Origin of the sequence: Providencia sp. PROV073 (genome assembly GCF_033688125.1) — a bacterium.
Taxonomy (GTDB): domain Bacteria; phylum Pseudomonadota; class Gammaproteobacteria; order Enterobacterales; family Enterobacteriaceae; genus Providencia; species Providencia hangzhouensis.
This window is the reverse complement of the sequence record NZ_CP096353.1, coordinates 1,170,121-1,184,090: the sequence shown is the minus strand read 5'-3', so window position 1 is coordinate 1,184,090 and position 13,970 is coordinate 1,170,121. Positions and strand designations below refer to the sequence as shown.

The 13,970-nt window shown below is 40.3% G+C and carries 13 protein-coding genes; 6 read left to right on the top strand and 7 right to left on the bottom strand.

The features are described from left to right. Positions 1 to 546: a fimbrial protein gene (locus M1F17_RS05265; RefSeq protein ID WP_180312403.1), complete on the top strand. Its 546-nt coding sequence runs from the start codon at positions 1 to 3 to the stop codon at positions 544 to 546. 107 nt (positions 547 to 653) lie between these two features. Here M1F17_RS05265 and hpt read toward each other — a convergent pair whose 3' ends face one another. After that, a complete protein-coding gene (hpt, locus tag M1F17_RS05260; protein ID WP_004260548.1) occupies positions 654 to 1,190 on the bottom strand; it encodes a hypoxanthine phosphoribosyltransferase in 537 nt (178 codons plus the stop codon). Between the two features lie 126 nt (positions 1,191 to 1,316). Then, entirely contained in the window at positions 1,317 to 2,948 is a 1,632-nt protein-coding gene (cueO, locus tag M1F17_RS05255; protein WP_164455189.1) for a multicopper oxidase CueO, read from the bottom strand. 240 nt (positions 2,949 to 3,188) lie between these two features. Between cueO and M1F17_RS05250 the strand changes: the two genes are divergently transcribed. Next, complete coding sequence (locus M1F17_RS05250) at positions 3,189 to 3,536, top strand: YacC family pilotin-like protein (RefSeq protein ID WP_004913725.1); 348 nt, start codon at positions 3,189 to 3,191, stop codon at positions 3,534 to 3,536. A 59-nt stretch (positions 3,537 to 3,595) separates the two neighbouring features. Here M1F17_RS05250 and M1F17_RS05245 read toward each other — a convergent pair whose 3' ends face one another. After that, complete coding sequence (locus M1F17_RS05245) at positions 3,596 to 4,645, bottom strand: AbrB family transcriptional regulator (RefSeq protein ID WP_164455187.1); 1,050 nt, start codon at positions 4,643 to 4,645, stop codon at positions 3,596 to 3,598. Between the two features lie 196 nt (positions 4,646 to 4,841). Further along, positions 4,842 to 5,474, bottom strand: a complete 633-nt coding sequence (locus tag M1F17_RS05240) for a TetR/AcrR family transcriptional regulator (protein ID WP_004260563.1) — start codon at positions 5,472 to 5,474, stop codon at positions 4,842 to 4,844. A gap of 372 nt (positions 5,475 to 5,846) precedes the next feature. Between M1F17_RS05240 and M1F17_RS05235 the strand changes: the two genes are divergently transcribed. Beyond that, positions 5,847 to 7,064, top strand: coding sequence for a Tm-1-like ATP-binding domain-containing protein (locus M1F17_RS05235; RefSeq protein ID WP_110592268.1), 1,218 nt, complete (start codon positions 5,847 to 5,849; stop codon positions 7,062 to 7,064). Positions 7,065 to 7,076: 12 nt separating this feature from the next. After that, positions 7,077 to 7,904: a phosphoenolpyruvate hydrolase family protein gene (locus M1F17_RS05230; protein WP_004260569.1), complete on the top strand. Its 828-nt coding sequence runs from the start codon at positions 7,077 to 7,079 to the stop codon at positions 7,902 to 7,904. 62 nt (positions 7,905 to 7,966) lie between these two features. On the opposite strand, the gene M1F17_RS05225 is transcribed toward M1F17_RS05230, so the two are convergent. Further along, the gene (locus M1F17_RS05225) at positions 7,967 to 8,701 is read right to left on the bottom strand and encodes a hypothetical protein (RefSeq protein WP_004260570.1); all 735 of its coding nucleotides are present in this window, start codon (positions 8,699 to 8,701) and stop codon (positions 7,967 to 7,969) included. Between the two features lie 170 nt (positions 8,702 to 8,871). After that, a complete protein-coding gene (locus M1F17_RS05220; RefSeq protein ID WP_144140766.1) occupies positions 8,872 to 9,768 on the bottom strand; it encodes a diaminopimelate dehydrogenase in 897 nt (298 codons plus the stop codon). 199 nt (positions 9,769 to 9,967) lie between these two features. Between M1F17_RS05220 and M1F17_RS05215 the strand changes: the two genes are divergently transcribed. Continuing rightward, on the top strand, positions 9,968 to 11,314 hold the full coding sequence (locus M1F17_RS05215; protein WP_144140768.1) for an MATE family efflux transporter: 1,347 nt from the start codon (positions 9,968 to 9,970) through the stop codon (positions 11,312 to 11,314). Between the two features lie 208 nt (positions 11,315 to 11,522). Further along, positions 11,523 to 12,845, top strand: a complete 1,323-nt coding sequence (locus tag M1F17_RS05210) for a serine dehydratase subunit alpha family protein (RefSeq protein ID WP_004260581.1) — start codon at positions 11,523 to 11,525, stop codon at positions 12,843 to 12,845. Between the two features lie 138 nt (positions 12,846 to 12,983). Here M1F17_RS05210 and yjiA read toward each other — a convergent pair whose 3' ends face one another. Then, positions 12,984 to 13,952 (bottom strand): GTPase, encoded by a 969-nt coding sequence (gene yjiA / locus M1F17_RS05205; protein ID WP_094960941.1) that lies wholly within the window; start codon positions 13,950 to 13,952, stop codon positions 12,984 to 12,986. Positions 13,953 to 13,970 lie beyond the last annotated feature (18 nt).

Genomic DNA, 13,970 nt, shown 5'->3' with positions numbered 1-13,970 from the left:
ATGAATAAAAAAATTCAATATACAATTCATTGCCTTGTAACAATGATTTTATTTTTTTCTGTTAAATCATTTGGTTACGATGCCATTTTTAATATTACAGGGCGAGTGTCTTCTAATACCTGCTCCGTCCAATCATCAAGAATACAAAATGTTCATCTTGGTGATTATACTATTGGTCAGTCCGGCTTTGGCAGTGGTGTCAACACGCAAAGCAAAGATGTGAGATGGCAGATTGATTTTGATTGCGATAAAGACACTAAAATTAATATTGCTCTTCAAGGACGTCAATATTCAGGTTCTAACACAGTTCTAGATATAGATAACTCTTCTGATAGAGCCAGAGGTGTTGGAATAAGAATAGAATACAGTAATGACCGAACGTTGTGGTATAGGATGGGAATAGGTGGCCGAGGCACTTTGGTTTCCCCGTCAAATGTTGACGGAAAACTATCGATATACTTTAACTCGTATTATATACAAATGGAAAAAACGATTCTTCCAGGTAAAGCCAATGCGACGATGGAAGTAGAAGTGACTTACGAATAATAGAAAAACGCCCTACTGTGGCGCTCAGCACACTGCTAAACCTATTATGTGTGGTGACAACAAGAAGGACCGCTAAACGCGGCTCTTCTTTATAAGGTCACCAAATATTATTCTTCAAGTAACGTTACATGACCAATATAAGGCAGATGACGATATTGTTGAGCGTAGTCGATACCGTAACCCACCACAAATTTGTCTTCAATAGAATAACCAATCCACTCAACAGGAACCTGCACTTCGCGACGTGAAGGTTTATCCAGTAATGTACAAATAGCGACAGATTTAGGGCCACGTAATTCGAAAATTTCACGAACTTTATTTAAAGTATTACCAGAGTCGATAATATCTTCGACGATTAATACGTGTTTATCACGGATATCTTCGTCCAAATCTTTGACAATTTTAACATCACGGCTCGATGTCATCGCATTGCCATAACTTGAAACAGTCATAAAATCGACTTCATGAGGAACATCAATCTTACGGCATAAATCAGCCATAAAAATAAATGAACCTTTCAGCAAGCCAACAAGGACTAATTCACCATCAAGCTTTTGATAATGAGCACTAATTTTATCAGCTAATTCACTAATTCGTTGAGCAATCTCTTCTTCAGAGATCATCACTTCAAGGGTATGTTTCATCTTCTATTACGCATCTATGGGAATGGAAAGCACGTAATTTTAACATAGGCAGCACGCATATACTAATAAAGGAAAATACAGTGCTAAAATTTCACACTGCATTTTCTCTGAAAATAAATATTGCTGTTAACTGACAGTGAAGCCCAACATCATTCCTGTATCTTCATGCTCCAAAAGATGGCAATGGGCCATATAAGGGTGCTGTTGAGTTGCAGGGTGTTTAAACTCGACTAAAATTTCACTCACCTGCCCTTCCACTTTAACAATATCTTTCCACCCTTGACGATGAGGCGCTACGGCTTGGCCGTTTTCTTTTAGGATACGAAAACGTGTGCCATGGACGTGGAATGGGTGCAACATCATATCGCCACGCCCTGAAACGACCCAAATTTCTTGCTGATTCATAGGGGCATTGAATGCAGGATGCGTCATTGAGAAAACTTGCCCATTAATAGTATTCGCATTATGAATATCCAAACCATCAGAACCTGTACCACAGTGGCCGCCACTTCCCATTTTGCCATTCATATTTCCATGATTCATATTTCCATGGTTCATATTACCTGCATTCATGTTACCGTGGTTCATATTCCCCATCATTGCACCATGACCGCCCATGTTACCCATGGCCTGGTCACCATATTTTTCACGTAACATCATCATGCCTTGCATGTCCAAACGCATATCCATCATTAAGTGGAAACGACGGCGATTTAAGCCAGCAAGAGAAGGAATAGCAGACATTGCTGCAAGTGTTGATGGTAAGTCACCTTCTCCCTTCGTCAACGTTGTTTCAATACGCAGTACTGGCAAAGGCTGGTCAAATGGTGCGATCGTCATACCCATTTGCCCGACAGGTAGAGTTACCAAATCGAATGCACGACCATCGGAGGCATCAATTAATACTTCAAAACGCTCTCCCATCAAGATAGGTAATTCTGTTACCGCAATCGGCTCGGCTAATAAACCACCATCACTCGCAACGACATACATTTTACGTCCATCACTGGTGGAAATATTTAAACTTCTAGCATTACAGCCATTCAATAACCTTAAGCGCAGCCAACCTTTCGGGGCAACATGTTTAGGATAAACAGCACCATTCGTTAGCATGATGTCACCGAACCACCCCACAGCCGCACTCATCACATCAAGCTGGTAATCAATTTGCCCATCATCTTTTAAGCGTTTGTCTTGCAAAATGACAGGAATATCATCAACACCCCAATCGCTTGGTAAGCCGTGTTTTGTGCTGTCATCATCTTTAATTAATACAAGACCAGCTAACCCCATCGCCACTTGGTAGCCGGTTTTTCCATGAGTATGAGGATGGAACCAACATGTCGCTTCGCTTTGATTTACCGTAAAATTCACTTTACGGCTTGTATCTGGTTGGATTATCGCTTGAGGGCCGCCATCTTGCTCACCTGAAATCTCTAAACCATGCCAATGAACTGTCGTGTCTTCTGCCAGTTGGTTAACAATATTGATATTAACATTCTGTCCATTTTTCAAGCTAATTGCAGGGCCTAATAAATTGCCGTTATAACCCCATGTTGTCGTTTGCTTTCCAGGAACAAATTGTGAAACGCCCTTCTGGATAACCAACTGAATGTTACCTTGCGCATCAGGCTCCAATAAGGGGGGGATCGCTAATGTTGGATAATTTCCCGCTGCGACCGCGATGCGGCTCCAAATAGGCAGCGCACTTGCAGCATATGTGATAGCACTTAATTTAAGAAAATCGCGACGTAGCATTGATAACCTTCCTTTTATTTATCAAATCGATAATCATCAGTGGTGTGATTTATGACAAATTACACTTTCGAAGCAAAACATGGTTTAATGACGGTATGATAAAGCTTCCCCTTACAGGAAGGTCAATAAAACCACTCCATAAATGTGGGTTTATTACATGGATTTAAGAAAAATATAGTTGACTAACAATTCTATTCTTATGCTAACGTAACTTGACATAGAAAACAGATAGAATAACGAATGCGCAAATTTATATTGATGTCATGCTTAATGACTCTGTTAGGGATAACCAATTCTGCCAGAGCTCTTTCCACCAACGAAGCTGAAGATCTTGCTGATCTCACGGCCGTTTTTATTTATCTAAAATATGATTGCGGGTATTCACAAATCCCAGATAGAGAAATTGAACGTGCTATTGTTTACTTTGCGAAAAGTAACAAATGGGATCTTAGTAACTATAATGCGGAAAAAATGACCGTTCTTAACAAAGAAAGTTATAGTGATCTAAAAGGGATACCACTCACCACCGAGTTTAAATGCCAGTCTCTTGCTCGCGATTCACTAGGCCTCTTTGCTTACGTCAAATAAGCAGATGAAAAAAGCCTATCAAGAAAACATGCCAAATATCGCCTGCATGTTTTCTTTCTTTACTTTAAATGACTATTTCTTTTTTGCCTTCTTTCTTGCCAAAACAACGCTATCGATGGAATACTTTGAATAATTACCATCCTGATAATATGGTTTGACATAACAAAGCCCGCGTCTAAATTCATGGTGATTGCGGCGAATGTCATCGCTTCCATACTCCCCGGAGCCCACGCTAACAATAGTACCGAAATATCATAGCCTGTAATCCAAGAGGCAAATACCGTGATAAGAAAAGTCAGCACGATATTAACCACCACAACTTGGGCCGAAGAGTATATATTTTTAATTAACGATGAAAGTGGAAACACAATGAAATGGTTACCAATGTTCATCCCAATTAATACCATACTGAGTTCAGTCAACATCAACGGGAAATTTAATGGGATATCCGCCCAACCTTGAATGAGAGTTGCTGCCGCTAATGACGTTAACATAAAAGGTGCGGGGACTTTTAAACGCTGTAATATTGCCCCTGAAATTACCCCAACTGCAATAATGAGCACTAGCCATCCCGTTGCAACTAATGTCAATTCTGGAAATTCTATTATCGGTTGAGGATCTCCATCGCTCCCCACAACAATTCCTGCTAATAAAATAAGAATAATTAAGCGAATTGTATGGGAAATAACAATTTTCTGAGGTGGGGTATGAGTATGGTCAGTTAATGCCAGAATAGCTGCCATAGCACCGGGCACAGAGCCAAGCATCGCTTCTTGTTTTGTCCAACCGACTTTCCGGTAAAACCAAAAAAAACTAAACGAAAATTGCACAGCCAAACAAACAACCAACATCAATAATAAAAGAAATAAATTGTCCGCTTCATTAAGAGATACTTGATTGAACATCAAGCCCACAGAGGTTCCCAACGTGACTTGAACAAAACTAATGGTGTGTTTAGGAATTGCGAAGGAAATACCAAAACGATGAAAAATGATAATGGCAATGATCGGGCCAAACATCAATGCAAGGGGAACTCCTAGGTAAGTAAGCCCGCCACCGATTAAAGCACAGATGGAAATCCCACCTATCATTTTTAATAATTTCTTCATATGGTATTAACCATTAAGTCTTTTTATATCCCTAATTTATATCATATTATTTAAGCCATATAGCTTTAGTTTTTATTTATTTATCACCCTAGTGATATCCACCAACATTTATCTATTTATTAGGTTTTGATCTTATTATTTTAACTTGGTCTGAAAAAATCTTTTTAACTTAGATTGACACGGTACAGTGAAAAATTTATTTCCTTCTCTTTATGTTATCAGCATGAGCTTGGTTCATAACCGCTTTGGACATCCATTGTGCTAATTGTGTTACTTGTGCATCATCCATTTTCCAAATATCTTTTAGTACTAAAAATATTTCAGAACCATAAATAACAGAAAAAGCACGAATCACTTTATCAATAATTTCTTGCGGATATTCTGATTTCATTGGCGATGTGACCATTGCAAGAATTTCTTTACGATTACCGCGTTCTAGACGCTTATCTTTAATGCTTTGTGGAGCTGCTCGCCCCTGTGCCCACTGCTGTAATGATACTTGCAGCGCGGCTCGTAAAACACCTTCATGTTCAAACATACGTGGAAAAGCATAGGTTAATAGCTCGTCAATACGCTCTTCGGTTTGCTCACTTTGCGGGCGCCAAGTTAAAATAGGACCTAAACTTTCATTAACCGTTGCGGTAATTAAATCGGCTTGTGTCGGAAAATAACGATAAGCTGTCGCACGAGAAACTCCCGCCTCAAGTGCCAACTCAGAAACAGAAGGCATCGCCCCTTTTTCAAATAAATCTAAAGCCGTCTTAATCAACAATACATAGGTTCGTTTTCGTGTCCCTTTGTATTCTGAATGTGAATTAGTTTTAGACATTAATTTATCCTTAAAATACTGTCACTTACTATAAAATGAGTTAGAGCTCATGAAAACATATAAGTGTGAATAGGTAAATGCACTTGGTTGATGATTTAAAGAAATTATTCATAAAGGTGATTTAAAAGTAATAGCAAAAATCATAACAATCACAATTATATCTTTTAAATATCCAAATATACTCAAAATAGCTCAGGTCTATAAATAATAATTTATACTATTTTATCAATAGGATAAAAACATTAGCAGTCAATAACGTCATAATAAACCAAAAATGAGACTACAATCTCATTTTACAATCAACCGCAATGATACTATAGTCTCATTATGATGAAAAATTCAACGCTCGTTTTACTCTGAAAGGGTTTGTATATGAAAAAACATCCGGGTTTTATTTATATTGTAACGACGCTTGACACTAAAAGTGCTGAACTATTTTATGTTAGTGAATTAATCAAAAACGCCGGATTGGCGGTACGTACTGTTGACCTGACAACACAACCAACGCAATTAGAAAAAAACGCAGATATCAGCGCACACACTGTCGCAAGTTTTCATCCACTTGGTACTGAGGCCGTTTTCTGTGGTGACCGCGGTAAAGCCATTGAAGCTATGGCACAGGCTTTCAGCCTTTATCTTGCCGCACAAACAGATGTTGCCGCTATTCTTGGTTTAGGTGGTTCGGGTGGAACCGCACTCATTACACCCGCCATGCAAGTATTGCCCGTAGGTATTCCAAAATTAATGGTTTCCACAATGGCATCAGGGGATATTTCTGGTTATATCGGCGCGAGTGATATTTCGATGATGTACTCCGTCACTGATGTATCAGGTTTGAATATCATTTCCCGCAAAGTATTAAAAAATGCTGCTAATCAAATAGCAGGAGCTGTTTGGTTTGACGACGAAGAACAACCGCATGACTTAAAACCAGCAATTGCACTAACCATGTTCGGAGTAACGACCCCATGCGTACAGCAGCTCACAACAGAGTTAGAGGCGCAATATGACTGTCTAGTCTTCCATGCGACAGGCAGTGGTGGCAAAGCCATGGAAAAACTGATTGATAGCCAGTTATTACATTCTGTTTTAGATATTACAACCACCGAAGTATGTGATTATTTATTTGGTGGGGTATTAGCGTGTGATGAAGACCGTTTTGGTGCCATTGAACGCACTCAAACCCCTTGCGTGATGTCTTGTGGAGCTCTCGATATGGTGAATTTCGGCCGCCCTTCGACTGTGCCCGAGCACTACCAAAATCGCTTATTTTATCATCACAATGCTCAAGTCACTTTAATGAGAACGACCAAAGAAGAAAATCAGCAAATGGGTCGTTGGATTGCAGAAAAATTAAATCGTTGTAATGGTGAAGTGCGCTTTATCATCCCAACAGCAGGCTTTTCAGCATTAGATGTTGATGGTGCTCCATTTTGGGATCCTATCGCAGATCAAGCCTTCATTGATGCTTTAACAGCAAATTTAATAATAACAGAGAAAAGACAACTTATTTTGAGTCCTTATCATATTAACTCCACAGAGTTTTGTGACCAGGTTATTCAGCTTCACCAGGAAATTTTGAACAAATAATAGAGGTTAACTATGAAACATAACCGCGCAGATTTATTAAAAAAATTTAGAGACATGATTGCTCGGGGAGAACCAATCATCGGTGGTGGCGCAGGAACAGGGCTATCTGCTAAATGTGAAGAAGCGGGCGGTATCGATTTAATCGTTATCTATAACTCAGGCCGTTACCGCATGGCAGGTAGAGGTTCACTTGCAGGCTTATTAGCCTATGGCAATGCGAATGAAATCGTTATGGATATGGCAAAAGAGGTTTTACCCGTAGTAAAACATACTCCTGTCCTTGCGGGTGTGAATGGAACAGACCCATTCTGCCAATTCGATAAATTCCTTGATGATATCAAAGCAACAGGTTTTGCAGGAGTACAAAATTTCCCTACCGTCGGCTTAATTGATGGCAATTTCCGCGCCAATTTAGAAGAAACAGGAATGGGCTATGGGTTAGAAGTTGAGATGATCCGTCTCGCTCATGAGAAAGATTTGCTCACTACGCCTTACGTTTTTAGCGCTGAAGATGCCATTGCGATGACTAAAGCTGGTGCCGACATTATTGTGCCACATATGGGGCTAACGACTGGGGGGAATATTGGAGCAGAAACCGCCCTGACGCTCAAAGATTGCGTTCCACTAATCAATGAATGGGCAAAAGCGGCAAAATCAGTACGCGAAGATGTGATTGTTCTGTGCCACGGTGGCCCAATAGCCACCCCTGAAGATGCTGAATATATTTTAGCCAACTGCCCTGATTGCCATGGTTTCTATGGTGCCAGCTCAATGGAACGTTTACCAACAGAAGTGGCATTAACCGCCACCACACAAAAATTTAAATCAATTACACGTTAGTTTTTTTACTTTATATTTTGCCAACACCAGGCGCCTACTTCGGTAGGCGTTTTTTTATCTTTCTAGCCACGAAAGTTACTTCCCTTTTTCTGGTAAATAGAATGCCCTTTGCATAAGAAATGTGTTAGACAAGCCATAAATATAGGCATACCAAAGTAGAGCACGCCAAAGGCAAAAGCCACATGGGGTTTCTCCGGGAATTCACCACCGCTAGAAATACTCGAATAATAGTCAATCGATCTTAAATATTCAGGCGTTAATCCGCCATAAGGCACGAGGAAAGATAAAATTAACACCGAGAAAATACAGAACATAAAATTGAGTGCCATTAATGCTGAATAGCCCATATTTTCTGAACGTTCTTGCTCTGTTCGGCTGGTTAAACCAAAAAGCATTCGATTGGCAACAGTGGCACTGTATAAATATAAAATTAATGGGGAATCACCTAATACTGACATATTGATGGCCAGTGCAAAAAGACCATAGAAAAGAGCAAATAACGTTAATACTCGCCAATCACGAAATACCGCCATAAAGACGCCCGAGTGAACTAAAATAAATTCAAAAATCAGGATCAACGTCAGGTTATAAATAATTTCTACCGTATAGTATTCAGGAAAAAACCATACAGATAGAATAAAACCAACATAAAACAATGAAAAACCGTAGTTTATTATTTTAGAAAAAGCACGAATAATACTGAAAGAATGCGGGTTCTCCTTCACACTTTTTACTGAAGATTGTTCTGGGAAAAAACCTTGGTTTTTATCTTTCCCATTCCTTGGTGGTTTTACCATTAGCTCACTCCATCTCACCAATATCACTTTATTAATAAGCTACTTGATCACACAAAAAATAAACAGTGGCTAAAGTCTGAATGGCAGGTTCAAAGCGAGGTAAAGTGTAAGAAATATCGACAAGATGGCATGAACGAATAAATGTCATGCCACAGATAGATTAAATTTAATTAAACCAGTTTGGCGATCAGCGTATCTAAATCACCTTGTAAGAAATTCACTGGTGGAATTTCAATCACTGTATATGCGCCTGCTGCTTGTTTCATCGTCGCTCGTGCGGCAGAAACCATAAATTGAGAAGTCAGTGCAGGGTTATTAATGCGCATTGAATATTCGAACAACTGGTTATGTGTTGCCCCTGAAACCCCTTTATGAGTCATGTGCACACCGTGCCCAACATCTTTTAATGCATCAATGCTATCCACCTGACGAATATGTGTTTCATCAGAAGAAAAGTAGCTGTCTGCTTTAATCGCTTGAGCCACCTCATCGAACTTAGCGCCACCGTCTAATTCAACATAAACCATACGACGATGAACCCCTGTTCCTAATGGAATTGTGACAGAAAGGGCATCTTTTACGCCATTGATAGCTTTAGCGGCCACACTGTGTCCCATACTCATCCCTGGACCAAAATTCGTATAAGTTACCCCTTTTGGTGCCATTGCTAGCATCAATGTACGCATAATCGAATCCGAGCCAGGATCCCATCCGGCAGAAACAACCGCCACGCTATTATGCTGTCTCGCAACGTCATCTAAGCTGTGTTTTAGCGCCACAATATCTGAATGCACGTCAAAACTATCAACAGTATTAATACCGAGGCTCAAAACTTTAGCTGCTAATGGGCCGATAGCACGCGTTGGTGAACACAAGAGTGCAACATCAACTTTCCCAAGTTTTTCAATATCATCAACCACTTTATATCCAGAAAGCTCAGCAGGAATATCTTGCGTATTGCGACGAACTACCCCGACTAACTCAAAATCCTCAGCGGCCAGAACAGCTTCTAGTGCATAGCGACCAATGTTACCGTAGCCCACTATTGCTGCTTTAATTTTTGTCATTTTTGCTCCTATACAGTTCTGATGTTGCTCATTAAATTATTTATAGCGAAATTGAATTTAACAGAATAATTAAAAGTAAACAAAACATTAGCCTAATTAAATCAGACGCATTTTAACCCTATTTTCATTGTTGAAATCCATGTAGAATTAGCCCATCAGAAAGCTTTCCCTATCATTCATGAATATATAAAGGTTCTCAATGCATCAATCCGATGTGACTGAGCGGTCACTCTTTTCGCTCAGCTGGCCAATTTTTATCGATATTTTTCTTCATTTGGCCACATTATTAATTAATACCTACATGGTTAGTCACGTGTCTACAGCCTACCTTGCTGCTATGGGGGTGGGAAACCAAGTGTTTGACCTATTTATCACTATTTTTAACTTTATCAGTGTGGGGTGTAGCGTTGTTATAGCCCAATACCTAGGGGCAGGCCGCCGAGAAAAAGCCAGCCAAGCGATTCATATTTCAATCGCGTTTAACTTTATTCTTGGTTTTTCCAGCGCATTAGTTGCGTTATTTTTTGGCTATAGCATTCTAACTATTATGAATATGCCATCGCATTTAATGGCTGATGGTTATACTTATTTACGTATTCTAGGGATTTGTTTAATCCCTGAAGCGATTTCAATTATTTTAGCGGCATGCTTGCGGGTTTATGGTAAAGCGCAACCCGCAATGTGGGTCACATTAATCGCTAATGTGATTACAGTATTTGGTAATATCATTGTGCTTTATGGTTTCTTCGGCTTACCACAATACGGCCTTGAAGGCGTTGCTTGGTCAACAGTCGTTGGGCGTATTGTTGCCGTTATTTTACTTTTCTGCCTACTGTTTTATGGGCTGAGAATTAAATTTGTCCCAATGATGTTAATACACTGGTCACGGAAAATGTTGGGTAAGATTTTACATATTGGATTACCCTCTGCGGGGGAAAATCTTGTGTGGATCCTCCATTTTATGACCGCATCTGCGTTTATCGGTCTCATGGGGGAAACGCCTCTTGCGGCACAAACGCTCTATTTCCAATTGTCATTGTTTATCATGCTGTTCGGGATCTCTATCAGTATTGGTAATGAAATTATGGTTGGCCACCTTGTTGGAGCAAAACGCTTTGAAGATGCCTTTAGGCGCGGTGTAAAAAGCCTTAAAATGGGTTTTTACGTAACAATTGGTGTCGTTATTGCCTTTTGGTTATTCCGTGATCCTATCTTAAATAATATTACTGATGACCAAGGTATTATTAAGGTACTGCTGCCATTATTTTTACTTTCGGTGTTCTTAGAGCCCGGCAGAACAATTAATATCGTGATGGTAAATGCCTTGCGTGCCTCTGGCGATGCTCGCTTTCCTCTGTGTACCGCTATTATTTTTATGTGGGGCGTCGCTATCCCATTAGGCTACTTCTTAGGCATAAAAATGGAGATGGGCCTCTTAGGTATTTGGTTAGGTTTCTTTGCTGATGAATGGTTGCGCGGCTTAACCAATGCATGGCGCTGGCGTTCACGTAAGTGGCAAAGTAAGCGTCTTGATGTAGAAAGCTAATCTGTTCAGTTATCACTCAGTCCTGCCGAATATTATAGGCAGGACTTTTGTGACTAAGCTCAAAGTTAGAAATTTTTCATTTTTATAATTCAAATTAGAGATAATATTTCTCTCCACTCTCTTTAAATCCCCTAACTTAGTGAAGTTTTTCTCCAGACTGTTGTTTAAAATAATAAAATCAAAAAAGATTTTATTAAGGGGACTTGCCATGCATGCTCAATCACAACCACTACTTTGGCAATATTTTATCAACGCAGTAAAGCAAGAAGTAAAGCCTGCCTTAGGTTGTACTGAGCCAATTTCATTGGCATATGCAGCCGCCAAAGCGGCTTCATTTCTTAATGGCAAAGTGACCCGAGTCTGTGCTTTCGTTTCCCCTAACCTCATGAAAAATGGTATGGGCGTAACCGTACCCGGAACAGGAATGGTTGGTCTACCCATTGCTGCAGCCCTTGGTGCAGTTGGCGGTGATGCTGAAGCAGGTTTAGAAGTATTAAAATCAGCATCTGAGGATGCCATTGCATTAAGTAAAACCATGTTAGCACAAGGGGCTATTACCGTTGATATTAAGCACCCTTGCGACGATGTTATCTACTCCGAAGCCACGGTATATACCCAAACAGAATCCGCAACCGTCATCATTGCGGGGTCACATACGAATATTGTTAAAATTATTCATAACAATCACACCGTATTTGATGCCACAACGGCTCAACCTCACCATGAATCTCCAGTTGACTGTGCAGCTGACATCCCACTACCGCCAGTCACTGCTAAATCTGTTTATCAATTTGCCACCGAAGCGCCTTTAGAGGATATTCGTTTTATTCTTGAAGCCGCGCATTTAAACGAAGCCTTATCTCAAGAAGGTTTACGCAATGTTTATGGCTTACATATCGGCAAAACATTACAAACCCAGCGAGACCGTGGTTTGCTTTCAAAAGACTTAATGTCAGAAATTATGATCCGTACCTCCGCGGCTTCTGATGCGCGCATGGGAGGGGCTGTATTGCCCGCAATGAGTAATTCAGGGTCAGGTAACCAAGGTATTGCAGCAACCATGCCGGTAGTTGTCACTGCAGATTATTTGCAATCTTCTGAAGAGCAACTGGCTCGAGCCTTAATGTTGTCACACTTAATGGCTATTTATATTCACAACCAGCTTCCTGCGTTATCGGCACTATGTGCTGCGACAACAGCAGCTATGGGGGCTGCTGCAGGCATCGCTTGGTTACTAGAATCCCGCTATGAAGTCGTCGCAATGGCAATTTCCAGTATGATTGGTGATGTTAGTGGTATGATTTGTGATGGTGCATCAAACAGTTGTGCAATGAAGGTGTCAACCAGTGCGAGTGCCGCTTATAAAGCCGTGCTAATGGCATTAGATAATAGCTGTGTCAGAGGGTCGGATGGTATTGTTTCTGATGATGTCGACCAGTCCATTGCCAATTTATGTTCTTTAGCTGCGGGTTCTATGAGACATACTGACGTGCAGATTATTGAAATTATGGCCGCTAAAGCGCGCCCTTAACGCCGCAGTGTTGTTAGCTACATTCGCCAACCCTAGTTACATATTTTGTATGCTCCTAGGGGTTGGCTCTTTTGCCGCCTTGCTACGCCGCTAATGACTTTGAATTTCTTTTTTTGAAATTCTTTTTTTTGAATTGTTCTATTTTGAATTAACTTCTAGGGCTGCGAATTTTTCGCGGATCATCTCTTCTGGTAGGTCAATACCAATAAACACTAATACACTGCGGCGTTGTTCATCAACTTCCCAGTCTCTATCCCAATCCGCACTATAAAGACGCTGAACACCTTGGAATAATAAGCGTTTTGGCTCATTCACAATGGAAAGGATCCCTTTATAGCGCAGTAAATTATCTGCAAAGCCAAGTAATAATTCTTCCATTACCTGAGAAACCGCCATCAGTTCAACAGGGTAATTAAATTCGAGAACAATCGAGCCTACTTCATTTTGTTGTTTAGGGGCGAAACGGAATGTCGGTTGTTTAACATTTAATTGTGAATCCAATAAAAAACCGTCGATATCTAATAACATACTCAGGTCAATATCACCGTGAATGACGGGGTAAATCGGCGCCCTTGCATTAATTCGTTGTAAACGTTCAATTAAAGCTTCATTATTTGGCTCAATATCGGTTTTGGTCAATAAAATACGGTCTGCATAGCCAATTTGCGCTTGAGCAATGGCGAAATCATTTAATTGTTTATCAGCGTGAACAGCATCCACTAAGGTAATAATCCCATCTAATACATAACGTTCGCAGAGGACTTCATGGGAAAAAAAGGTTTGAGTGATCGGCCCGGGATCTGCCATGCCAGTGCATTCAATGAGCAGACGGTCAAAGTCTAATTTTCCACTATCAAGGCCATCTAATAGATCTAATAAGGCATTTTCTAATTCATTCGAACGGCTACAACAAATACACCCATTACTTAATGTAGTAATTTGTGTCGCACGATCACCAATTATTGCGTTATCAATGGGGACTTCACCGAACTCATTTTCAATCACTGCGATTTTATGGCCATGCTCAGCATGAAGAATATGGCTAAGGAGAGTCGTTTTACCTGCACCGAGAAAACCGGTTAAAATTGTTACGCTAATAGGTTTCATTATTGCCCTCACACTTCA